Source organism: Nocardia wallacei, assembly GCF_014466955.1.
In the GTDB taxonomy this organism is placed as follows: Bacteria; Actinomycetota; Actinomycetes; order Mycobacteriales; family Mycobacteriaceae; genus Nocardia; species Nocardia wallacei.
The window spans coordinates 2869716-2891421 of the sequence record NZ_AP023396.1 but is presented as its reverse complement, the minus strand read 5'-3'; the positions used below and the strand labels follow the sequence as shown (position 1 = coordinate 2891421).

Here is a 21706-nt window from a genome sequence, read left to right as displayed (position 1 = left end):
GCCCGCGACGGTCCGGCCGCGAATCGGCTACCGTGCCAGAGTGGAGCATGATCGAAATGACATGACAGCGCGTCCTTTTCGGTTCGCCGTCGGCTTCTCCGCCGCCGGGTCGCGGGCCGAATGGCGCGAGAAGGCACAGCGGGCAGAGGATTTGGGCTTCGACGTGGTCCAGGTGCCCGACCATCTGGGGATGACCTCGCCGTTCCCGACGCTGGTCGCCATGGCCGAGGCGACGACCCGGGTGCGGGTCGGCACCATGGTGCTCAACGCCGGTTTCTATCGGCCGGCACTGCTGGCCCGCGACGTCGCCACCGTGGACCAGCTCACCGATGGGCGATTCGATTTCGGGATCGGCGCTGGGCCGGATTTCGCGAAACCCGAGTTCGAGGTGGCCGGACTGCCGTTCCCGGGCGGGCGGCAGCGCATCGACAACCTGCGCGCGACCATCAATGAGATCCGCGGCCTGTTCGCGAACGACCATCAGCCGCCGGTTCGTCCGGGCATCCCGGTGCTGGTCGCCGGGCGCGGGGACCGTCTGGTGCGGGTGGCGGCCGAACTCGCCGATATCGTGGCGCTGGCCGGGGTGCCCGTGGGTGACGACATCGATTCCGAGGATGCCGGGACCGCCGCGCTCGCCCGCCGCGTCGATTTCGTCCGCGCCGCCGCCGGGGACCGCTTCGGCGGGCTGGAGCTGGGGCTCACCGTGCAGGGGGTGGACGTGCGCGGTTTCGGCGAGCCCGATCTGTCGATGGCCCGCATGTTCAACCAGACCCTGTCGGATGCGCAACTGCGCTACCTCCCCGGCTTCCTGCACGGATCCGCCCGCGAGATCGCCGATACGCTCCGGCACTATCGCGACGCCTACGGGATCACCCACTACTCCGTCCCCGAGCCGCGAATGACGGCCCTGGCGAAGGTGATCGAGGAACTGCGCTAGGGCGACGTCCGAGGGGCTCGGGCCAGAGTCCTCGCCACTGCGGCCCGGCGGTCGTATCGGCGAATGACCGCCGTATCCATCGAGGCCGGGAGCGGACATAACGGGCAATCGCCGAATCGACCGAGCCTCCCACCACCACCCCGCTCCGGCCTTAGAGTCCGGTCTGCTCGATCTGAACGGTTACCACTTCCCATCGACAGAAGGGGTTACACATGAGGATCCGCATCACCGCGGCCGCGTCACTGGCCGCACTCGCCGTGCCCGCCGGGCTGGCGGTCGCCGCGCCCGCCGTGGCCGCACCGGCCGCGATCCCGTTCGTCCAAGTGCAGGACGACGACACGGGCGAGGACGAGGAGGCCGCGTCGGGCCGCGCGGTTCAGGCCCAGGACGACGACAACGAGGCGGGTGGCGAGGGCTTCGTCAACCGCGGGCAACCCTCCCCGCCCGTGCCGAACGGGGACTCGCAGAACTCGTCGAACTCCGTGCAGAACGACCAGTCGCGGCCAGGGGCCAACTCCGTCCAGAACAACGAGTCACAGCCGGGAGCCAACTCCGTCCAGAACGACGAGTCGCAGCCGGGAGCCAACTCCGTCCAGAACGACGAGTCGCGGCCAGGAGCGAACTCCGTCCAGAACAACGAGTCACAGCCGGGAGCCAACTCCGTCCAGAACGGCGAGTCACAGCCGGGAGCCAACTCCGCGCAGACCGGGCAATCGCGGGTCACCTCGGGGTCGTCCCAGAGTGACCGGTCCGAGCCGAATGCCGACCAGCCGCAGCCTCGCAGCGTGCACTGACGCGGCCCGCTCACGGCCCCGCGGTGGTTGCGCGGGGCCGTGGTCACGCGATGTCGAACGGGGGTGACGGCGGGAAGGTGACCGGCAGGGCGGCCAGGGCGCGGTGGAAGGGGCCGGGGCGCCACGTGAGTGCCTCGGGGCGCACGGCCAGTCGCATATCCGGCAGAGCGTCGAGGAGCTGGTCGACCCCGTCCTGCGCGATCAGGTAGGCCGCCTGCTGGGCGGGACAGGCGTGCGGGCCCGCGCCCCACGCCAGGTGCGAGCGATTGCCCGTGTGGTCGCCCGCGCCGACGATCGGATCGTTGTTGCATGCCGCGATGCTGATCACCACCGGCTGGTGGGCCGGTAACCAGACACCGTCGATCAGGATGGGGTGCCGCGGATAACTCATGCAGAAGTTCGCCATCGGCGGATCGTGGAAGAGCACCTCGTCCAGTGCGTCTCGGGTCTGCAGGCTGCCGCCGAGGACGTCACCGGCGAATCCCTCACTGGTGAGAACCGACAGCATGGTGTTGGCGATCAGGTTCAGCACCGGCTCGACCCCGGCGCCGTACAGCGGGACCAGCTGTTCGACGACCTCCTGATCACTCAGCCCGGCCCCATGCCGCAACAGCCGTGTCGTGATGTCGTCGCCGGGGTCGGCGTGCTTCTGCGCGACCAGTTCGGTCAGCGCCTCGAGGAGCATCGAATTGCCTTGTGCCGCATCGTTTCCCTCGAACATCGCCATGATCCCCGCGGCGACCCGGCGCCCGATGTCCGGCGGGCAGCCGAGCATGGCGTTGATGGCCTCGAACGCGAGCGGGGTCGCGTACCGGGCGATCAGGTCGGCCGACCCGGTTTCGCAGAAGCCGTTGATCAGCGGCACGGCGATCCGCTCCACGATGCTGTGCAGGCCGTGCAGGTCGACCGCGGTGATCGCCGCGACGTTCGCCTCCCGGTACCGCGCGTGCTCCGCACCGGCCGAGCGGATCGCGTTGGGCCGCCACTCCAGCATCGGTTTCACCGGGCACTCCGCGGGGATGTGCTGTTGCCAGCCGCGCGGATCGGCGGGGAAGTGGTCGGGATCGTGCAGGATGCGGACGGCGGTCCGGTAGCCGATCACCAGGGTGGCGGGGACGCCGGGAGCGAGTTCGACGGGCACCATCGAGCCGTAGCGCTCCCGCATCCGGCGGTAGGCACGGTGCGGTTCGGTGGCGAACTCCGGCGCGTACAGGGCGACCCGGGGGCCGTCGGCGTCGATCGGTGAGCTGGTCATGCGGGCCTCAGTTCGATCACGGTGCGATCGTGCAGGTCGATGGTGATGCGGGCGGCGCCGTGCGCGTCGGCGTGGATGACGGATTCGGTGGCACCGTGTGCGTAATAGGGCCGTGCGGGCCGGAGCCGATCGAGCACCACGGCGTAGCGTCCCGGCGCCACGCCCGCCCGGAAGACGGCGTCCAGCCCGATGCCGTCGCCTACCGCCCTGGCCACCAGCACATCCGGGTGCGGTAGTTCGGCGATGCGCGGGCCGTGGTCCCAGGCGGCCGGCCGTGGCCGCGACATCATGTCGGTGAGTGCGCGCGGCCGGCCCAGGCTGCCGAGACCCAGCATCCCATTGGCGTGTACCGATGCCTCCATGAAACCTCGTGCGCCCGCCGGATTCTCACGGTCACCGAACCGCAGTTGATCGGTGGCCGCGCGCCACAGCGACGAATGCCAGTCCCGCGCATCGGTTTCCTGTGCGAGCAGCATGGCCGCCGCCAGCGGTTCGGCGTTGGTCGCCGCCTGCGATCCCCAGTCGGCGGCGGTGGGCGATTCCGACCCACCCGTGCCGGGGAGCAGGTACTGTCCGGATTCCAGCCATTCCCGGCGCAGGACTTCCCAAGCGCGCCAGGCGGTCTCGGGGAGCAGTGGGGCGAGGAACGCGACGATGCCCGCCGTAGTCGTCGGGCCGCGGAAGCCACGGGCGGTGAGACCGAGGCCGGAGGCGAGGAAGGTCACCAGATCGCCGTCGGCGGCGGTGAATTCGGTCTCCAGTGCCTGGCGCAGCCGCGGCGCGATCTCGGCGGCCGCGGCGGAACCGCGCAGTGCGTCGGCGACGGCGACGCCCGCGACGCTCACGGCGTTGCAGTAGGGGAATACCAGGCCCCGGGTGCGCGACCGTCCGATCGGCAGCGGCTCGCACGGCCACAGGCACAGGTCGCTGTCGAAATTGCGGACCACGATCGCGTTGATCGCGTCGTGGTCGTAGGCCGCGGAAAAACCTGACGGCGAAGGAAATTCGAGTGCGCCCGGGACGCGGAAGCGGGTATCACCGGTCGCCTGTTCGAACATGCCCAGCTGCAGGTTCAGGTATCCGGTGAACATGATGTTCTGCCGCACATCGATCGGGTCCGTCCGGCGCCGGCGAAAGTCCCAGTTGCCCAGCAGGTTCTCCCAGTACCAGTACCGCCAGACGGCGGGATCCCGGAGCCGGTCGAGCAGCATCGACTGCGCGGCGTGCACCGGGCCCCGCAGCGCGGGGGTGTGCGAGTAGGCGTACATCGACAACGCCCAGCCGAGTGCGTTGACCTGATATCGGTACTGCTGCAACGGACCCGGGCCCTCGCCGTCGAATCCGCTCCAGTCACCGGGCGGACGCAGGGCGATGCGCAGCAGATGGCGCAGCAGTGCGAGCTGGTCGGTGCTCGCCTCGGTCACCGGCGGGGTCGTTGTGGAGCGTTGCAGCGGGACGGGATTGGTGCGGGCTGCCACCCGGCGCTCGGCGAGATATCGGGCGCGCTCGGCCCCGAGCGCCACCGCGGCGCGGTGCCGGATCAGGTCGCGTGTCATGGCGGCCCCGGCGCCGGTCACCGCCACGCCGAGCGCGGCCCAGGAGAACCAGGTGAACGGTCCGGGCATGGCGCCGTGATACGCCGCCAGACCCGCGCCGGCCGTGGCCGCGGCGAGCACGATGACCGGCAGCGTCACATAGTCCGAACGGGCGATACACCGGAAGGCGAAGGCCCAGCCGGACGCGGCGAGGACACCGGCGAACCCCGCGATATGGCCGGTCACCACCACCGCGCCCGGAGCGACCAGGACTCCGATGATCAGCGCGACCGGTACGACCACGCCCGCGACCGCCACACCGACGCGGAATCTGCGCAGCGCCCAGCCGAGTACGGCCGCCTCGGCGGCGACGATCACCGCGTGGCCGACGACCATGGCCGTGTCGAAGGGATGGTGCAGCGGCGGCACCGCCACGACGAGTCCCGCACCGGGAACGATCAATCCGGCGCCGAACGCCCGCCACGGCAGCGACAGCCCGGCGAGTGCGGGTCCGGCCCCCGCGACCACCCACACCACGAGTACGACGGCCGCCGTCCGGGCGAACCACCGCGCGGTCATCGGCCCCCGCATCCGGTGGGCCGGAACAGCACCGGCCACCGCGGTCATCGGGCCCGCCCGACTCGAGTGGACACCACCAGATGCCGGGAGGTGGCGACCTCACCGAGCACGGCCGTACTCGCGGCCACGCCGTTCCGCGCTCGCAGCGATCGCCACAGCCACACCATCCGCGGGCCGAACAGCATCAGACCACCGAGCACCACACAGCACATCACCGCGCTCACACCTCCCACTGGCTCGCCACTCGGCCGACGCGGCCGCCCACCGCGAGCAGCCGCGGAGCCCAGGATGACTACCTAGGTAAGGGTTTCGGCATCGGTGCCAGGATCGGTATGCGAGCCAGGGGGCGCAGCTGCCGGAGCACCGTGCATGAGGTGGCGGGGCGCTGAGCTGCCGGACGGTCGCGGGCTAGTGGGGCGCGGATGTGGGGCCGCCGGGTGATTCCGGGCCGGGGAAGGCGGCGGGGACGAAGCGGGTTATGGCGGAGCGGGAGGTGATCTGAAGTTTCTGCAGGATCGCCGCTACCTGGGCGTCGACGGTGCGGCGCGAACGTCCTCGGCGCGCGGCGATTTCGGCGTTGGTCCAACCGGCCGCGGCCAGCCCGGCGACCTCCTGTTCGGCGGCCGTGAGGGTGTGCCAGCGCGGCGCTGGCTCGCCGCCGCGCCGGGCCGGGGCCGGCCGCTCGGCGAGGCTGAGCGTGCCCATCGCCAGCCGCTGCACCTCGCTCGACTCGGGCCGCAGTTCCGCGCCGCGGGCCACGGCCGCGTCGAAAGCCCGTGCGCCGAGCACCTTTTCGGCCGCACGCACCGCGTCGCGACTGTAATCGGCGAAGGGACCCAGTTGCTCGATGTCGACACCCAGCCGGTCACGCATGCGCCGGGTGCCGCCTGCCAACAGCGCGATCTCGGTCGCCAGCGCGGCCGGTGCGCGCCGCTCCCCCGCTCGGCCGGACGGCGGGTCGACGAGCAGCCGCGCCAGCGACCAGGTCCGGAATTCGACCGCCCACAACGCACCCCACTGCTCACGCGACGGCGTCAGCGCCTGGAGCACGGCGCGCTGCACGGCCAGCGCCTCGACCGGCTCACCCAGTCTGGTCAATGCGATCGACCAGGTCAGTTGCGCCCACGACCGCGTCCACGACATGCCCGCGGCGGCCGTGCGGTCCAGGTAGCGCTGGGCCAGGCGCCGGGCTTGCTCCGGCGGGCCGAGCAACGCCGACGCGAGTGCCGCGAACTGTTCACTGGGAATCGAGCCCGAGATGTTCCCGGCCCGGTCGAATTTGTCCCGGGCGCGTTCGAGGACGGTGACCGACACCGGATCCCGGCGGGCCAGCATGAGTTCGACGCCCCATGCGAAATCGACGGCCGCGGGCAACCCGGCATCCGTCCGGGGGTCCTCCCGCCAGCCGGATCCGAGGCCGGGCGCGCAGTCCTCGACACAGTCGTCGAGCATGCGTTCGGCATGGCGAATCTCACCCTGGCACAGGGTGATCCAGATCAACAGCGCCCGGGCGGTGACCCGCAGTTCGTCCGGCGCCGCCGTGCCGGTGACCGCGAGCGCGCGTTCGGTCCACGCGCGCATCTCACGCAGCGAACCCTGGAAGAACGGCAGGCGCAGGGTCAGCAGCCCGACACAGATTTCCAGTCCGTGGGTGCCGCCGTCGCCCACGGCGAGACTACGTTCTATCGCGGTCACGATGTCGTTCCACGAGCCGGCGGCCCAGGCCATCAGATCGCGCTCGGCCGGGCCGAAGCATCCGGTCGCCGCGGACAGCACCTGGTCACGGTAGTAGTCGCGGTGGCGGGCGGCCAGCCGCGCGGGCTCGTCCGTGCCGCTTGTACTCCGCTCGCTCAGTCGCTGCCGGGCGAAGACGCGCAGATTCTCCGACAGTGAGTAGCGCACGGCGGTGGTGCTGATGTGCCGGGTCACCAGCGACTGCTCGGCCAGGCGTTCCAGCAGTGGCTCGATCTCGTTGCGGGCGAGGGGTTTTCGCGCCACGGCGGGTTCGTCGTCCGGGTCGGCGCAGACGGCTCGGATCGCTTCCGGCTCGGCCCCGACCGCGGCGGGCCCGGCGGGCGGGCCGGTGTCGTAGCCACCGGCGAACACCGACAACCGATCGAAGAGCAGCTTCTCCTGCTCCCCGCACAGGCCGTAGGACCAGCCGATGACCTCGCCGATGGTGCGGTGCCGGGGCTCGCCACCGAGCGCCGGGCCCGGCCAGTCCAGGCGGCGATCGCTCTCCGGGTCGTCCGCCAACTGCTCGAGGATCGTCGCCAGCGGCCGGCGGACCAGGCAGCCGGCGGCCAGGCGCACGAACAGCGGGTGCCCGTCCATGTGGCGGCAGATCTCTTCCGCGACGGCCGCCTGGTCCGCGCCGACGATCGGGTGCCCGGCCATCTCGGCGCGCCGGCGGAACAACGCCAGCGCCTGCTCCTGCGACAGCGGCGGCACGATGAACCGGTACTCGTCCACCCAGCCGACGGCCTCGCGGCTGGTCGCCACCACACACAGCGCCGGGACCGCCTCGAGCAGCCGTGCGATCACCGCCCCCGCGCTCGCCAGCACGTGCTCGCAATTGTCCATCACCAGCACCGGCCGGGCCGTCGCACCGGACAGTGCGCTGACCGCGGCCTCCCACGCCGAGCGGCCCGAATAGTCCGCCGACACAACAGATCTGGCGATCTCCTCGTCGAGGACCGCCACCGGGCTGCCCGCGGGAACGCGGGCCAGGCGGCACCAGTGCACGCCGGTGCGGCGGGACCGTTCCAGGCGTCGGCACGCCTGCGCCGCCAGCCGGGTCTTGCCGATGCCGCCGGGACCGATCAGTGTCACCAGCCGGGTACCGCGCGCGAGTAGCGCGACGAGGGCGTCCAGTTCCCGGTCGCGCCCGACGAAATCGTCCGCCCGCTCAGCACTCTCGGCTGTCCCGGAATACCCCGCTGACATGCCGACAACCCTAACCTTCGCTGTGCCGCCACGGCGCCACACTCGACCAGGTGTCCGTTTCGTACGGTTCTCGGGGCCGGGCGCGTGGCGACCCGCTCACCGGTGCAGGGCGGCGCGCGCGGATTGCCAGCGCTCCACTCGCCGCAGCAGCACGGCCAGCAGGACGGCGGCTGTGCCGATGAGTGCGACACCGGCGAGGAAGACCAGGACGGCGCCGCCGAAGCGCCCGGCGTCGGCGGGCTGGGTGCCGACCATCGACATGGCCAGGGACAGGATCGCGAGCAGTAGCGAACCGAGGACGAACGACAGCCACCAGAGGGTGACCACGGCCGTCGTCGAGTTGCCACGCGGGCGCACCGCCGCAAGGGGTGTATCGGGGTGCACGGCGCGCTGCACGTCGTCCAGCACGATCGGCGGCAGCGCGAAGTTCAGCAACGGCAGGAAGCCGAGCACCGCCCAGACCCGCGGAAGACGGTGCCGCGCAGGGGAAAGCGCGTCGGCGTTGCTCCGCGCTCGGTACAACCAGACGACGAACAGCACGCCCGCGACCGCTTGGGCGAGCATCGTCACGGTGGTGATCCCGAGCCACGACCGGGCGGCTTCCAGATCCGTCAGGTACTGCGCGCGTTCCAGCTCCCCGTTCTCGAAATCCGCGTGCAACAGGTAGTTGCGCACGTGGATACCCCACTCGACGAGCCGGAAGACCAGAACGACGGCGACGGCGACAAGGATGGCGTACGCCGGTCCGCGCAGCGACCGCAGCCGCGGCGGACTCCCCCTCGGCGGTCCCGCGAGATTCGGATCGGGGCGGATGCCGGAGTGCCGTTGTCGCATCACCCGGACCACTGTATGGGCCGGACTACGACGGCGTATCGGCGAAATCACCGGTCGGTGCGCGCATCAGACCGTCGGCGCGGGCGCGGGCATAGCCGATGACCTGCTCCGCGTAGGCGCGGGCGTCGCCGACCGCGAAACATCGGCGCAGTTCCTCGCATTCGGCGTCCAAGCGCGCGCCGGGGCCGCGCTCGGCGAGCAGGACGACCATCGCCTCCCGGTATCGGCCGCCCGCCACGGGCCGGGCCGACAACTCGTCGAGATAACGGTCCGGCTCGAGCAGCCGCAGTGCCCGGCGCGCGTAGGCGTGCACCCGACGCGGCAGCTCGGCGCGGACGGCCTCGATATCGTCTTGCAGGACATGCTGACCCGGTTGTCGCGCGTCCGAGCGCAGCGTCCACATCCTGGTCAGCTCGTCCGGCAATGCCTCCGCGCCGAGCAGGCCGGGGCCACTCGCCGCCGCGAGCGGCACGGTCGGCACACCGAGCTGCGCGTTGCGCCAGTTGCAGAACTCCCACCACGCGGTGGGCGTCGCGTTCACCGCCAGCCCGAACGCGATCTCCTGCCGCCCGCCGGACCATGACCGTGACACCCGGGTGCGGCCCACCGACGCGACGCCGCCCGCCGCGACCCGCACCCATGTCGGCTCCGTGCCCTCGAACCCGTACGGCTGCAGCAACTTTCCCATCTCACGCAGCAAGCGGCGTACCGCCGTATCGGACCTCACCATGTCCGCAGCCTAACGACGACCACCGACATCCCCGCCGCATCCGCGCCGACGGAGAGCACGAGAATTCCGGCTCGCTACATCGAAGCCCCGCGCCCCGGGGCTCCGCACCGTGCCGCCACGACAACCGGTTGCCCGCCGACTGCGCGGGTCACGGCACACGAGCACGCGGCCGAGCACCGTACTCACCCGCATTCCGCGCACACCTTCGGCCCGGCCGGACGTGCTCACCGACCGCGTGGACCGTCTCGCCCCGGCTGACGTTCACCGCTCCGACCGGATCGCGGTCACGCGCGCCGTGTCGGATCGGATGGCGGGGAGCTCCGGTGGGTAGGCTCGCGCGGAACCTGCGAAAGGAGCGTGCATGGGCGCCGTCAGCACCGCCGACCGTTCGGCACAGATCGCGTTTCCGCTGCCGCCGTGCCCGGACGAGAGCCGGGCCTTCCACGAGGAATGGCCGGTGCGGCTCGGCGACACCGGCGGCGACGAGCGACTGCGGCTCGATGCGGTGGCCCGGTATCTGCAGGACATCGGGTACGACCATCTGCAGGTGGTCGAGGAGGGCGACCTGCATCCGGGCTGGATCGTGCGCCGCACCGTGATCGACGTCCTGCGGCCGATCGAGTTCGGCGATCGCGTGCACCTGCGCCGCTGGCCGTCGGCGCTGTCGAATCGCTGGTGCAACATGCGTATTCAGGTGCGCAGCGAGCACGGCGGCCTGATCGAGACGGAGATGTTCCTCATCCACGTGGACATCGAGGGCGCGCGGCCGGCGCGGATGAGCGACCGTTTCATGGCACCGATGCTCGCGGCGACCACGGAGCATCGGCTGCGGTGGCGCGCCGCGCTGCACGAGTGGACCGATCCCGAGGCCGAGGTGTGGCCGTTCCCGTTGCGCGTCACCGACGTCGACCGCTACGGGCACGTCAACAATGCCGTGCACTGGGAAGCGGTCGAGGAGGCGCTGGCGCGGTTTCCCGCCGCGGCCGCGCTGCCGCACCGGGTGATCCTCGAGCACGCCGGTGCCGTGATGGCGGGCGACGAGGTGTCGATCCGCGCCTGGCAGGACGACGCCGCGCTGCACGTGCAACTCGAAGTCGACGGCAGTGCACGGACATTGGCGCGCATCGAGCCGGTGGCTCAGGGCAGCAGGGCGTAGACCCGAACCACGAAGCCGCCGTCCGGCGAGCCGGACGGGTGGGCGATGTAGAAACCCCGGCGCGACAACGACTGTCGCTCCCGCGGGACGGGCGTCCGCGAGCCGGAGACGATGTTCGACAGCACCGGCTTGTCGTAATTGGCCCGGACGTCCGCCAGCACACTGAATCTGATCGCCGCGTGGTCGGGTTCGGTGCGCCACACCAGTTCCCGGGCACCGTCGGGAACATCGGCGAGCGAGAAGTTCGCGCTCGATCGGCCCTTCTGCCCGGACCTGGGCTGGCTATCCGACCGAACCTCGGCGACCACGACCTCAGCCATCCCTAGTCTCCTCATGTCTTGCCGACCCGATCAGCGTCCCGACTCTACCAATGCGGCCGTGCCGCTACCGGCTTCCGCGCGCCGTGGCTCCGGGAATTCAGGTGTGCGGCCGGATCCGCTCGCTGGCCGCCAGCGCGGCCAGTTCGGCGCGGGAGGAGATGCCGAACTTGGTGTACAAGCGGGTGAGGTGCGCCTCGACCGTCTTCTCGCTGACGTAGAGTTCCTGCGAGATCTGCCGGTTGGTCCGGCCGAGGACCACCCGGTTGACGATCTCCGATTGCCGCTCGGTGAGCCCGCCCAGGCGTGTCACCGCACCGCCGGATCGGTCGGAGTGGCGCTCCCCTATCCGGCGCAGCCCCGCGCGCGCCCGTTCGACGACCCGTCCGGCCCCGCACAGTTCGGCCGCCGCCAGCGCGCTGTCGAATTCCCGTCGCGCCGAGGCGAAATCGTCCAGGTCGGCCAGCACGTGGCCGAACAGGACGCGCGAGCGAGCGGCGTCGACGGGCGTGCGGGCGGCGTCGTAGGCCAGCACCGCCTGCTCCGCGCTGGCGGCGGCCGCGCGGGTCTCCTCGCGGACCGACTGCACCCGCGCCCGGCAGTACCGCGCGTCGCCGCGGCGCATGTGCATGGCGGGCATGGCCGCGACGATCTCCTCGACGTGCCGCGTGGTCCGCTCGGCCGCTTCCACCAGGCCGAGTGCCAGTTCGGCGTCGACGAGGAATCGGTAGAAGTGCGGCATGGTGGTCGGGAACATCGCGTCGTGCAGTTCGCCGCCCGCGACCCGCACCAGTTCCTGCCGCCCCTGGCGGTGGCGGCCCGCCTCGACGAGCGCGCAACCGTAGACCAGCGGGGCGTGCCAGGCGTTCATCGCGCTCGGCATCCGCGCGTTGACTCGCATCGCGAGCGCACCGGAGGCCAGCGCGTCGGTGGTGCGGCCCAGCAGCATCAGCAGCCAGCAGCGGGTCGCCTCGGTGAGCGCTACGATAGGCGAATTGTCCAGCAGCAGAGCGGTTTCCACGGCCGTTGCCGCCGCCGACAGACCGCTCTCGAGCCGCCCCTGCATCATCAGTCCGAGGGCCTGCAGATGCTGGAGTTCGACCAGATGCCGCCCGTGTCCGGTGTCGCGGCACAGCCGGATGCCCCGTTCCGAGTGCGTCACGGCGTTCTCCCAGCGTTCCAGCGCCACCTCGGTGTAGGCGACGTCGGTGAGCCCGTCGAGCAGAGCGGGCGCGACCTCGGTGTCGGTCAGGCCGTCCAGTGCCGAGGCCGCCTCGTCCAGATAGGTCAGGCCGTCGACCAGCGACTGGCCGAGGTGCATGGAACTCATGTACGCGCTGGCCGCCGTGGCGACCAGGTACAGCCGCCGGTCGCCGCGCACTCCCGCGCTGCGCTGGACCGCCTTGGTGACCGCGGCGGCCTCCTGCCAATCACGCATCATCAGATGGTTCTTGGCCAGTTCGAGCCGCAGCCCGGCGGCCTCGAGACTGCCGGGAGTGGTCAGCGACAGGGCGGCGGTGAGCAGCCGCCGTCCCTCCGCGGCATTGCCCAGCCGCTGCTCGGTCAGGGCGATGCGAGCCATGACCGCCACCCGGTCGGTGAGTTCGCCGGCCGGGAGCAGCGCCAGCGCCTCGCGCAGCACCGCGCTGCATTCACCGAGGTGACCGGTCACGCTGAGCGCGTCGGCGAGTGCCATCGACAGCGACAGCCGTCGCTGCGCCGCCGCGGCGTCGGGCAGCAGGCGCAGGGCCGCGCGGAACCACCGTGCCGCCGCGGCGGGAGCGCGTGGTGCGGCGGAGACGCCCGCCTCGGTCAGCAGTTCGATCGCCTGCTCGTCACCGACCTCGGCGCAGTACTCGATGTGATGAGCGCGCACCGGCAACGCCGCGCCGCGACGGGCCAGCGCCGCCGCGGCCCGGCGATGCGCGCGCCGCCGCCAGCCGTATCCGGCGCGCTGATAGATGGCGAGTCGCACGATGGGATGGCGGAATCCGAGGCGGCCGGGCGCCCGGGTTTCCTGCACGATCCCGGACCGCACCAATTCGTCCACCGCGCCGCGTGATTCGTCCTCGGTCAGGTCGGAGACCGCGAGGGCCAGCTCCATGTCGAATACGCCGCCGGTGACGGCCGCGGCCTGCAGCAGCAGCCGCGCGGGCGGGGTGAGCGCCCGTACTTCCTGCTCCAGTGCCGCCGCGATGGCGGGCGGCACCCCCGACTCGTCGGGGGTGAGCATGCCGGGTGGAGCGGAGGCGCCGGAACGGAGCCGCGCGCGGGCGAGTTCGAGGAGGTAGAAGGGGTTGCCGCCGCATTCGGCATGCAGCTCGGCCAGTTCCGTGCAGGTCAGCGGGTATTCCGGGAGTAGTTCGGCGGCCTCCGCCACGGTCAGCGGCCCGAGCTCGAGCGGGGTGAGTGTCCCGTCGTACACGGCGGGCGCGAGCACCGAGGCGTAGGCGTCCGGGAGCTGCCGGGCACGATGGGCGAGCAGCAGGGCCAACCTCGGCACTCGGTGCCGCAGCAGGTACGCGATGAATTCCACCGAGGCGTGGTCGGCCCAGTGCACGTCGTCCAGCACGAGCAGTACCGGTTGCCGAGAAGTCAGCTGCCGCAAGGCGATACGGAGCGCGCGGTGGCAGCGGTGCCGCTCGATCTGCAACGGCGTCGCCAGCGGGGAGGCCCACCGGGCCAGTGCCGGAAGCAGGCGCGCCAGCTCCGCCAGCGCGTCGGCGTCGAGGTCCCGCACTTCGTCGGGGCGCAGCGCGCCCACGGGCTGGTCGAGCGCGTCGATCACGACGCCGAAGGGAATCTCGTGTTCCAGTTCGGTGCCGCGAGCGCCGAGCACCCGGAAGCCGAGGATCTCGGCGCGCGACACCGCCTCCCGCAGCAGCCGGGTCTTGCCGATGCCGGGTTCGCCGATCACCGAGATCGCCGCGGACGCCCCGGTTCGCACGGTCATCAACCCCGACTCCAATACGCGCAGCGGCGCCTCACGCCCTACCAGTGGCCGGACACCTCGTCCCGGTGATACCACCGACACGTCACCTCCAGGTGATCGCGAGCCCGGCCATCGAATCTTCCGGGCTTTGCCGCGTGGATACTAGCCAGCCGCGGACCTGTTGTCGCAGCGAATCGTTCGCAATGCCGGGACGGGGCAGATGTAGGGATATCCCTACTGTCGCCCGCGTAGCGGACGTCCGATTCTGATTGCGCGCCGTCACCCGCTCACTGTCGCGTACGGGGGCCGAGCGCAGAGAGATTGGACAGCACGGACCTGTGAACTCACCCGCGTTACCTCCCAGAATGTCGGTTCCGGTGGTGGCGGTGCCGCCGCACGAGGTCACCCACGCCGCCATGGTCGCCGCCGTGGGACAGCAGTACGACGGCGTCTTCCCGGCCGGCAGCGCCCGGGCCGCGGCGGTGCGGCGCGCGCTCGACATGGCCGGACGGCTCGCGATCGACACCCACCCGCTGCACCTGCCGATCGAGCGAATCCTCGCCGACCACGGCCTCGCCGACCGCAACCGGCATGCCTGGGAAGCCTTGCACGCCTATGCGATTCCGGCCGCTCGTGCCGCGTTGCGGTCGGCCGGGCGGTCCGGTCCGGACGTGGATGTGGTGATCCTCGAGACATCGACGCTGATCGCGATGCCGTCGCCGGTGAGCGCGGTGGCGCAGGCGCTGCGATTGCGCCCGGACTGCGCGGCGATGCCGGTGTTCGGCATGGGTTGCCGGGGCGGGGCGCACGCCATCACGATGGCGGCCACCTGGTTGCGCGCCCATCCCGACGACACCGTGCTGATCGTCACCGCCGATTTCGCCTCGCCGCACTTCCACCTCGAAACCGGCTTGGACGAGGTCGGTCTGGTGGGCAGCATCGTGTCCAGCACGCTGTTCTCCGACGCCGCCGCGGCCGCCGTCGTGTCCTGTTCGCTCGATACGGGCTTCGAGATAGCCGACGTCACGCGGTACGAGGTCCCCGGGACGCCGGACGCGATCGCCTGGACCGCCACGGACCAGGGCCTGCGCTTCCGCCTCACGACCGATGCGGTGCGGTCGATCTCGGCGCTCGGCCCGGCGCTGCGCGGCCTGCTGGACCGGCAGGGTTGGGCCGCAACGGATCTCGGCATCTGCGCGCTGCACTCGGGCGGCAACACCATCATCCGCGACGCCGCGCGGGCGCTCGGGCTCAGCGCGCACCAGGTCGCTCCCGCGTGGCTGTCGTTGCGCCGCGGCAATCTCATGTCCACGGCGGTGCTCGACGCGCTGGCCCTGATCGCCGACCGGCCCGAGCTGCGTCCCGGGTGGGGCGCGCCGCTGCTCGGCGCGGGGTTCGGCCCGGGTTTCGGCATGGACGCCTTCGCCGGGCGCGCCCTGCTGCCCGAGGCGCCGAGCGCGGCGGACCACTCGGACGCACATCGCAGCGAGATCGCGGTCGGCTGACCGCACGTGCCGAAATTGATCGGAACAGAAGGGAAACCGATGCCGTCATCGCCCGAACCGGGGACACCCGGCCGGATCGTCACCATCGAGGAGCACATGCTCCCGGATTTCCTCGCCGAGTACCTCAGCGGGGCGCGCGCCAATCTCGACGCCGCGTACTGGGCGCGGGCGGAGGCGAAACTACGCGATGTCGGGGCGGAACGGCTCGCCGACATGGATTCCCAGGGCGTGACGATGCAGGTGCTCTCCCCCACCGCGCCCGGCATCCAGATCGAACCCGACGCCGCCAAGGCCACCCTGCTCGCCGCGCGCACCAACGACCTGATCGCCGCGGCGGTGGCCGACGCGCCCGGCCGCTTCGCCGGATTCGCCACCGTGGCGCTGCAGGATCCGGCGGCCGCGGTGCGCGAGATGCGCCGGGCCGTACTGGAACTCGGCATGGTCGGGGTGCTGGTCAACGGGCACACCTGCGGTTCCTACCTGGACGAGCCGCAGTACCGGGACTTCCTGGCGACCGTGGCCGAACTGCGCGTGCCGCTGTACCTGCATCCGGCGAACTCGCCGGGCGGCGCCGCGTGGGCAGAGGGTCACCCGCAGTTGCGCGGGCCGCTGTTCGGATGGGGAGTGGAGACGGCGGCACACTTCCTGCGGTTGCTGTTCGCGGGGGTCTTCGATCGCACGCCGACCGACGGCCTGACAGTGATCCTCGGGCACGCGGGCGAGGGGCTGCTGGCCGCGCCGTCGCGATTGGACTCGCGGTGGCAGGTGGCCAATGCCGAGCGGCATGGGTATCGCCTGCGGGAGCTGCCCTCCCATTACCTGCGCACCAACCTGTTCGTGACGACCTCCGGGGTGACCGACCCGCTGGCGTTCTGGGCCGCGGTCGAGGCGGCCGGAGCGGGCCGGGTCGGGTTCGCGCAGGACTATCCGATGGAGGAGATGGGTCCGCAGTCGGCCGCCCTGCGCAGCCGGTGGCGGGTCGAGAGCCTGGGTATCGCCGCCGACGACGAACTGGTCGAGGACGTCGCGTGGCGCAATGTGAGCCGATTGCTCGGGCTGCCGCTGGACACCAACGGCCCCCGCGCACAACCGATTCCGCACTGAAGGCGGCGCCATGACCGGCAGCACCAGCGAGACGACGGCGGACCCGGCGCGCGACGACTCCGGCGCACCGCCGTGGCTACCGCTCGCGATCGCCATGGCCGCCGCCGGTTTCAGCCTGCGCCCACCCATTACCGCCCTGGGTGCGGCGCTCGGATTCGTCCCGGAGACAGCGGAATTCGATCCGGCCGTGCTCGGCTGGGTCGTCACCGTGCCGCTGTGGTGCTACGCGCTGGGCGGCGTCCTGACCCCGCGCGCGGCGGCGCGCTGGGGTACGGCCCGCACCGTGACCGCCGCACTCGCCGTCATGACCGCCGGACAGCTGCTCCGAGTCACGGGCGGTGCGGTAGCCCTGCTGGCGGGCACCACCATCACGGCGCTGGCTACCGCGGTACTCGCCACCCTCCTCCCCGTCCTCGCGGCCCGCTCCGGCGCCCTGATGCCCCGCCTCACCGCGATCTACGCCCCCGCCATCGGCATAGGCAGCGCCGCAGGAGCTTTCGCCACCGCCCCGATCAGCGCGGCCTCCTCCTGGCGCTGGGGCCTGGCCCTGTGGGCCCCACTGTGCGCCGTAGCCCTGGCCCTCTGGCTCCGCGCCCGATGGCAGCCGAATACCCCCGCCCCCAGCCCACCCGCACGGACCGACGCCACGCAGAGCACCCGGACTTCCGACGGCCACGATCGCGGTTCATGGACCGGTGACGACGCCGCGCAGAGCACCCGAACCTCCGACAGGCACGATCACCGTTCGCAGACCGCCGACGACGCCGCCCACGGCACCCGGACCTCCGACAGGCACGATCACCGTTCGCGGACCGCCGACGACGCCGCGCACGGCACCCGGACTTCCGACGGGCACGACCGGGGGTCGCGGGCCGGTGGCGACGCCGCGCAGGGCACCCGGACTTCGGAGGACCGAGCCGAGCACGATCGGGGGTTGCGGGGTGGTGGTGTGGTCTCGCTGCGAGGTCGAATATGGGGTAGCAGGTTGGCGTGGGCGATGGCGGTGTTGTTCGGGGGGTGGGCGGTGGGCGCGTTCGCCGTGATGAGCTGGCTGCCTTCGATTTATCGCGACGCCGGTGTGGACGGGACGTGGGCGGGGGTGCTGCTCGGGCTCGCCGCTGCCGCAGGTATTCCGGTCGCCGTGGTGCTGCCCGGCTGGGTGCGGCGGGCTTGGGGCGGCCCGGGGCGCGACATCCCGATCCTGGCGGTCACCGGGCTTCCGGCCGTGGGTCTGCTCGGGTTGTGGTGGGCGCCCGCGGTCGTGCCCTGGCTGTGGGCGATCGGGGTCGGCGTCGGACTGGGCGGGCTGTCGTTGATCCTCACACTGATACCGCTCAGCGCGCCCGGGCCGCGACCCGCCACCACGCTGTCGGCGGTGACGCACGGCGCGGGATACGCGGTGGCGGGTGGCGGTGTCGCCGCGCTCAGCACGCTGCGCGTGCACTCCGACGACTGGGGGCCGATCATCTGGATATTGCTGGCGGCGTGCGTGATTCAGGCCGTCGCCGGAGCGACGGTACTCAGGAGCGGGCCGTCCGGAAGCCGGTGCGGGGTCAGCGGGTGGCGATGATCGCCGAGCCGTGCCCGAACAAGCCCTGGTTCACCGCGATCCCGGCGTGCGGGTCGTCCACCTGCCGACCCTCGGCTCGACCCCGCAACTGCCACGTCAGCTCGCAGACCTGGGCGATCGCCTGCGCGGGGATCGCCTCACCGAAGCAGGCCAGCCCACCGCTCGGATTCACCGGCACACGCCCACCCAGAGTCGTTGCGCCACTGCGCAACAGCTCCTCGGCGCCGCCGATCTCACAGAGGCCGATGTCCTCGTACCAGTCCAGCTCGAGCGCGGTGGACAGATCGTAGACCTCCGCGAAGGACAGGTCGGCGGGACCGATCCCGGCCTCCTCGTAGGCGGCGTGCGCGATGGCGGAACGGAACGTGCGCGACGGCGGCGACACGGCCACGGCGGAGTCGGTCGCGAAATCCGGCAGGTCGAGCACCGTCTTCGGGAACGTCGGCGTCACCGTGGACAGCGCCCGGATCCGGACCGGTTCGGTGCTGCCGTGCCGGCGCGCGTACTCCATCGACGTCAGCACCAGCGCGGCGCCGCCGTCACTGGTCGCGCAGATGTCCAGCAGCCGCAGCGGATCCGAGACGACCGCCGACGCCGCGACCTCCTCGGCCGACACCTCCTTGCGATACCGCGCGTACGGGTTGTTCAGCCCGTGCCTGGCGTTCTTCACCTTCACCGCGGCGAAGTCGTCCAGTGTGGCCCCGTGCAGCGCCATCCGGCGGCGAGCGTACAACGCGAAATAGATGGGATTGGTCGCGCCGAGCAGATGGAACCGCAGCCAGTCCGGATCGTCGCGGCGTTCCCCGCCGACCGGCTGGAAGAAGCCCTTCGGGGCGGCGTCCGCGCCGACCACCAGCGCCACATCGGTCAGCCCGGCCAGGATCTGCGCCCGCGCGTTGGCGATGGCCTGGGCGCCCGAGGCGCAGGCGGCGTAGCTGCTCGAGATCCGCGCCCCCGACCAGCCCAGCGCTTGGGCGAATGTGGCGCCCGAGACGAATCCGGGATAGCCGTTGCGGATGGTGTCCGCACCGGCGATGTAACCGACATCGCGCTGGTCCACCCCGGCATCGGCCAGCGCCGCACGCGCCGCCACCAGTCCGTATTCGACGAAATTGCGTCCCCATTTGCCCCACTGGTGCATGCCCGCGCCGAGGACGGCGATATCGCGCTCGTTGGTGTCAGGCATCGACCGGCCTCCACATCCACACCGTGTGCTCCGCGTCCTCGTCCTCGTACAGCACGCCGACGGTCAGTTCGACCGGCATGCCGACGGCCAGGTCGTCCACGGTCAGCCCGCGCACCACCTGCCCGAGAATCACCATCTGCTCGACCTCGAGCTCCACCGCCGCGACCACGTACGGCTCGAACGGGTCGGGCGAGACATAGGGCGGGGGCGGTTTGTAGCGTGCGTCCGCGTAGGACCAGATCCGGCCGCGCGTGGAAAACAGGTACTCGGCCAGTTCGGAGCCGTCCTTCGGGGCGGCGCACTGCGGATTGCGGCAGGCCAGCGTGTTGCGCGGGAAGTACGGCGTACCGCAGGCGCTACAGCGGCTTCCCTTCAGACGCACCGTGCCGTCGTCCACAGTGAACCAGTCGGCCACGGCGGGGCGTTGTTCTTTCTGCACACGCCCGACGTTATAGGAACACGTTCTACTTTGGGTAGGGCTTCGGCTCCACGGTCCGGGCCAGACCACACGGCGTCGGCTACCTCCAGCATTGAGCGCGCGTGCCCTCGAAGGCTTGCTCGGTGAGCTGATGCAGCGTGGGACCGTTCGGATCGTCGCATGCCAGCCAGCGCAGGAAGGCGAACTCGGCGGCCGCCATCACCGTGTGGACGAGCAGGCCGGGCCGAATGTCGTCGTCGGCCCGCGCACCCATCCGGTCGGCCAGCAGTTCGACCAGCCGCGCCCGGTCGTCCGGACCGATCAGGGCGACCCGGTCGAGCACGTGCGGCGCCGCCCGAATCGCGGTGCGCCAGTTGCCGAGTGCCTCCTCGTCGGCGCGGAAGGCACGGCTCCACCGCAGGCTCGCCCGGCAGAGGGCGGTTTCGGCCGACTCGTCGCCGGGCCGTGCCCGCAGGTTCTCGACAATGGCCGCACCTGCCCTGCGCAGCGTGCCGAGCAGCAGATCCTCCTTGGCGGCCACGTAGCGGAAGTAGGTGCTGTGGCCGATGCCCGCCGCGGCCGCGATCTCCTCGGTCGTGACCGCGTCGAACCCGCGCTCGGCGAACAGCCGCAGCGCGGCTCGCTGGATCTCTCGGCGGACCAGCGCCTTCTGCCGATCCCGCAGCGACTCAGCCACCCGCGGCCCCCAGATCCGGATGCGCGCGCCCGGCGACGACCGGCAGGTCGACGGCGGATTTGATGCCGGGCGCGGCCGCGCACACGTACGGCACGGAATTGACGCAGTGGTTCGCGGTCGCCACGATGCCGGGATTGCGTTTCAGTCCCTCCGCGATGGTCGCCGGTTGCCAGCCCCGGATGACCACGAAGGTGTCGGGATCGCCCTTGATCTCGATCTCGTAGCGTTCCCCCTCGGGCCCGAATTCCCACGCCGGTGCCAGATGCTGTTCTCCCATCAGCCAATTGACCGCGATGCGGACCACGGGCCGCTCGCCCACCACCGCGTCCCACACGAAGCGCTGGCCGGCCACCTGCCCCGGCTCGATGATCCCCATCGGCGACTCGATCGGCGCGGTCGCGACCGCGATGTCGTGCGTGGTGTGCATCCGGGCGTCGGCGAAACCCAATGTGTCCAAGCACATTCGCGCGGATTGCGTGAAACCGCCGGTCAGCATGCCGAGCATCGGGGACTTGCGGGCCTGTTCGGGAGTGCCGCCGAATCCCATCACCCAGCGCAGCACGTCGGGCGCGTCGTAGGTCCGCATATCGGAGAATTCCTCGGTGCGCACGAAGGTGACCGCCGAGGTCATCGCCGAGAGCACCAGCGGATGCACATCGGTTGTCCCGCCGGGGTTTATGCCGATGCCGTGCAGGGTGACGCCGCCGTCGAGGCAGGCGCGCGCCACGGCGGCATCGCGCTCGCCCGGATAGAACCAGCCGACCGGGGTGACCACATTCTTACCCGACCGCAGAATGCGTTCCACCTCACCGGAATTCGGGATCAGCGGCGCGTACACCACCGCGTCCGCGGGCAGCGCGAGAATCTCCTCGACATCGTCGGTCGCGGTCACACCCAGCTTCTCCGACCCGAGAATGTCACCGACGTCCTTGCCCCGCTTGGCTTCCGAGTGCACGTAGCACCCCACCAACTCGAGGTCGGGATGCGACCGCACCGCCTGGATCGCGGCCTTGCCGACCCCGCCGGTGGCCCACTGGACAACCCGCAACATGGGCCCTCCTCGAAGAGACTGCACAAGTGAGAGTGGCTCTCTCAATGGGGTCGAGTCTCGCAAAACCGCCGGGGTTCGGCAACAGCCGACGGCGCCGGGCACGAGTGGCGCGGCCCGCACAGCGTGGCCCGCGGCCCGAGTTTCGGGTAGCGCACTACGC

The 21706-nt window shown here is 71.3% G+C and carries 18 protein-coding genes; 6 read left to right on the top strand and 12 right to left on the bottom strand.

From position 1 onward, the window contains the following. Positions 1–61: 61 nt before the first annotated feature. Both NWFMUON74_RS13140 and NWFMUON74_RS13135 read left to right on the top strand, forming a co-directional pair. A complete protein-coding gene (locus NWFMUON74_RS13140) occupies positions 62–937 on the top strand; it encodes a TIGR03621 family F420-dependent LLM class oxidoreductase (RefSeq protein WP_187688079.1) in 876 nt (291 codons plus the stop codon). A gap of 212 nt (positions 938–1149) precedes the next feature. Next, positions 1150–1731 carry a hypothetical protein gene (locus tag NWFMUON74_RS13135; protein ID WP_187688078.1) on the top strand — a complete coding sequence of 194 codons (582 nt, stop codon included), beginning with the start codon at positions 1150–1152 and terminating at the stop codon, positions 1729–1731. A gap of 43 nt (positions 1732–1774) precedes the next feature. Here NWFMUON74_RS13135 and NWFMUON74_RS13130 read toward each other — a convergent pair whose 3' ends face one another. From NWFMUON74_RS13130 to NWFMUON74_RS13105, 6 genes are all read right to left on the bottom strand, one after another. Further along, positions 1775–2986, bottom strand: a complete 1212-nt coding sequence (locus tag NWFMUON74_RS13130; protein WP_187688077.1) for a cytochrome P450 — start codon at positions 2984–2986, stop codon at positions 1775–1777. Continuing rightward, a complete protein-coding gene (locus NWFMUON74_RS13125; RefSeq protein ID WP_187688076.1) occupies positions 2983–5148 on the bottom strand; it encodes a linalool dehydratase/isomerase domain-containing protein in 2166 nt (721 codons plus the stop codon). The genes NWFMUON74_RS13130 and NWFMUON74_RS13125 overlap by 4 nt, the downstream gene beginning before the upstream one ends. Next, on the bottom strand, positions 5145–5324 hold the full coding sequence (locus tag NWFMUON74_RS13120) for a hypothetical protein (RefSeq protein ID WP_187688075.1): 180 nt from the start codon (positions 5322–5324) through the stop codon (positions 5145–5147). The genes NWFMUON74_RS13125 and NWFMUON74_RS13120 overlap by 4 nt, the downstream gene beginning before the upstream one ends. A 184-nt stretch (positions 5325–5508) precedes the next feature. Continuing rightward, positions 5509–8046, bottom strand: coding sequence for an ATP-binding protein (locus tag NWFMUON74_RS13115; protein ID WP_187688074.1), 2538 nt, complete (start codon positions 8044–8046; stop codon positions 5509–5511). Between the two features lie 96 nt (positions 8047–8142). Then, on the bottom strand, positions 8143–8880 hold the full coding sequence (locus NWFMUON74_RS13110; protein WP_232111167.1) for a DUF4328 domain-containing protein: 738 nt from the start codon (positions 8878–8880) through the stop codon (positions 8143–8145). A gap of 25 nt (positions 8881–8905) precedes the next feature. After that, positions 8906–9610, bottom strand: a complete 705-nt coding sequence (locus NWFMUON74_RS13105; RefSeq protein WP_187688072.1) for a hypothetical protein — start codon at positions 9608–9610, stop codon at positions 8906–8908. 361 nt (positions 9611–9971) lie between these two features. On the opposite strand from NWFMUON74_RS13105, the gene NWFMUON74_RS13100 reads away from it, so the two are divergent. Beyond that, positions 9972–10766, top strand: a complete 795-nt coding sequence (locus NWFMUON74_RS13100) for an acyl-[acyl-carrier-protein] thioesterase (protein ID WP_187688071.1) — start codon at positions 9972–9974, stop codon at positions 10764–10766. Here the strand turns inward: NWFMUON74_RS13100 and NWFMUON74_RS13095 are convergent. Both NWFMUON74_RS13095 and NWFMUON74_RS13090 read right to left on the bottom strand, forming a co-directional pair. Then, positions 10748–11086, bottom strand: coding sequence for a hypothetical protein (locus tag NWFMUON74_RS13095; RefSeq protein WP_187688070.1), 339 nt, complete (start codon positions 11084–11086; stop codon positions 10748–10750). The two genes, NWFMUON74_RS13100 and NWFMUON74_RS13095, sit on opposite strands and share 19 nt — an antisense overlap. A gap of 97 nt (positions 11087–11183) precedes the next feature. Continuing rightward, positions 11184–14111, bottom strand: a complete 2928-nt coding sequence (locus NWFMUON74_RS13090; RefSeq protein ID WP_269475351.1) for a helix-turn-helix transcriptional regulator — start codon at positions 14109–14111, stop codon at positions 11184–11186. A gap of 269 nt (positions 14112–14380) precedes the next feature. Here NWFMUON74_RS13090 and NWFMUON74_RS13085 point away from each other — a divergent pair, with 269 nt between their 5' ends. Genes NWFMUON74_RS13085 through NWFMUON74_RS13075 form a run of 3 tightly spaced genes read left to right on the top strand, consistent with a single transcriptional unit; the run spans position 14381 to position 18194 of the window. Then, entirely contained in the window at positions 14381–15520 is a 1140-nt protein-coding gene (locus tag NWFMUON74_RS13085; RefSeq protein ID WP_187688068.1) for a beta-ketoacyl-[acyl-carrier-protein] synthase family protein, read from the top strand. Between the two features lie 39 nt (positions 15521–15559). Further along, on the top strand, positions 15560–16624 hold the full coding sequence (locus NWFMUON74_RS13080) for an amidohydrolase family protein (RefSeq protein WP_187688067.1): 1065 nt from the start codon (positions 15560–15562) through the stop codon (positions 16622–16624). 10 nt (positions 16625–16634) lie between these two features. Beyond that, positions 16635–18194 carry an MFS transporter gene (locus tag NWFMUON74_RS13075; protein WP_187688066.1) on the top strand — a complete coding sequence of 520 codons (1560 nt, stop codon included), beginning with the start codon at positions 16635–16637 and terminating at the stop codon, positions 18192–18194. Here the strand turns inward: NWFMUON74_RS13075 and NWFMUON74_RS13070 are convergent. The 4 genes from NWFMUON74_RS13070 to NWFMUON74_RS13055 all read right to left on the bottom strand — a co-directional run bounded on the left by NWFMUON74_RS13070 (position 18178) and on the right by NWFMUON74_RS13055 (position 21546). After that, entirely contained in the window at positions 18178–19380 is a 1203-nt protein-coding gene (locus NWFMUON74_RS13070; RefSeq protein WP_187688065.1) for a lipid-transfer protein, read from the bottom strand. The genes NWFMUON74_RS13075 and NWFMUON74_RS13070 overlap by 17 nt on opposite strands. Further along, positions 19373–19819, bottom strand: coding sequence for a Zn-ribbon domain-containing OB-fold protein (locus NWFMUON74_RS13065; protein ID WP_425300579.1), 447 nt, complete (start codon positions 19817–19819; stop codon positions 19373–19375). The genes NWFMUON74_RS13070 and NWFMUON74_RS13065 overlap by 8 nt, the downstream gene beginning before the upstream one ends. Positions 19820–19898: 79 nt before the next feature. After that, positions 19899–20495: a TetR family transcriptional regulator gene (locus NWFMUON74_RS13060; RefSeq protein WP_187688064.1), complete on the bottom strand. Its 597-nt coding sequence runs from the start codon at positions 20493–20495 to the stop codon at positions 19899–19901. Beyond that, on the bottom strand, positions 20488–21546 hold the full coding sequence (locus NWFMUON74_RS13055) for an NAD(P)H-dependent amine dehydrogenase family protein (RefSeq protein WP_187688063.1): 1059 nt from the start codon (positions 21544–21546) through the stop codon (positions 20488–20490). The genes NWFMUON74_RS13060 and NWFMUON74_RS13055 overlap by 8 nt, the downstream gene beginning before the upstream one ends. Positions 21547–21706: the final 160 nt, after the last annotated feature.

What these genes read in the sequence shown, in the direction of transcription:
- NWFMUON74_RS13140 (WP_187688079.1), top strand. Translation starts at nt 62, where the DNA reads ATGACAGCGCGTCCTTTTCGGTTCGCCGTCGGCTTCTCCGCCGCCGGG.
- NWFMUON74_RS13135 (WP_187688078.1), top strand. Translation starts at nt 1,150, where the DNA reads ATGAGGATCCGCATCACCGCGGCCGCGTCACTGGCCGCACTCGCCGTG.
- NWFMUON74_RS13130 (WP_187688077.1), bottom strand. Translation starts at nt 2,986, where the DNA reads ATGACCAGCTCACCGATCGACGCCGACGGCCCCCGGGTCGCCCTGTAC.
- NWFMUON74_RS13125 (WP_187688076.1), bottom strand. Translation starts at nt 5,148, where the DNA reads ATGACCGCGGTGGCCGGTGCTGTTCCGGCCCACCGGATGCGGGGGCCG.
- NWFMUON74_RS13115 (WP_187688074.1), bottom strand. Translation starts at nt 8,046, where the DNA reads ATGTCAGCGGGGTATTCCGGGACAGCCGAGAGTGCTGAGCGGGCGGAC.
- NWFMUON74_RS13110 (WP_232111167.1), bottom strand. Translation starts at nt 8,880, where the DNA reads ATGCGACAACGGCACTCCGGCATCCGCCCCGATCCGAATCTCGCGGGA.
- NWFMUON74_RS13105 (WP_187688072.1), bottom strand. Translation starts at nt 9,610, where the DNA reads ATGGTGAGGTCCGATACGGCGGTACGCCGCTTGCTGCGTGAGATGGGA.
- NWFMUON74_RS13100 (WP_187688071.1), top strand. Translation starts at nt 9,972, where the DNA reads ATGGGCGCCGTCAGCACCGCCGACCGTTCGGCACAGATCGCGTTTCCG.
- NWFMUON74_RS13095 (WP_187688070.1), bottom strand. Translation starts at nt 11,086, where the DNA reads ATGGCTGAGGTCGTGGTCGCCGAGGTTCGGTCGGATAGCCAGCCCAGG.
- NWFMUON74_RS13085 (WP_187688068.1), top strand. Translation starts at nt 14,381, where the DNA reads ATGTCGGTTCCGGTGGTGGCGGTGCCGCCGCACGAGGTCACCCACGCC.
- NWFMUON74_RS13080 (WP_187688067.1), top strand. Translation starts at nt 15,560, where the DNA reads ATGCCGTCATCGCCCGAACCGGGGACACCCGGCCGGATCGTCACCATC.
- NWFMUON74_RS13075 (WP_187688066.1), top strand. Translation starts at nt 16,635, where the DNA reads ATGACCGGCAGCACCAGCGAGACGACGGCGGACCCGGCGCGCGACGAC.
- NWFMUON74_RS13070 (WP_187688065.1), bottom strand. Translation starts at nt 19,380, where the DNA reads ATGCCTGACACCAACGAGCGCGATATCGCCGTCCTCGGCGCGGGCATG.
- NWFMUON74_RS13055 (WP_187688063.1), bottom strand. Translation starts at nt 21,546, where the DNA reads ATGTTGCGGGTTGTCCAGTGGGCCACCGGCGGGGTCGGCAAGGCCGCG.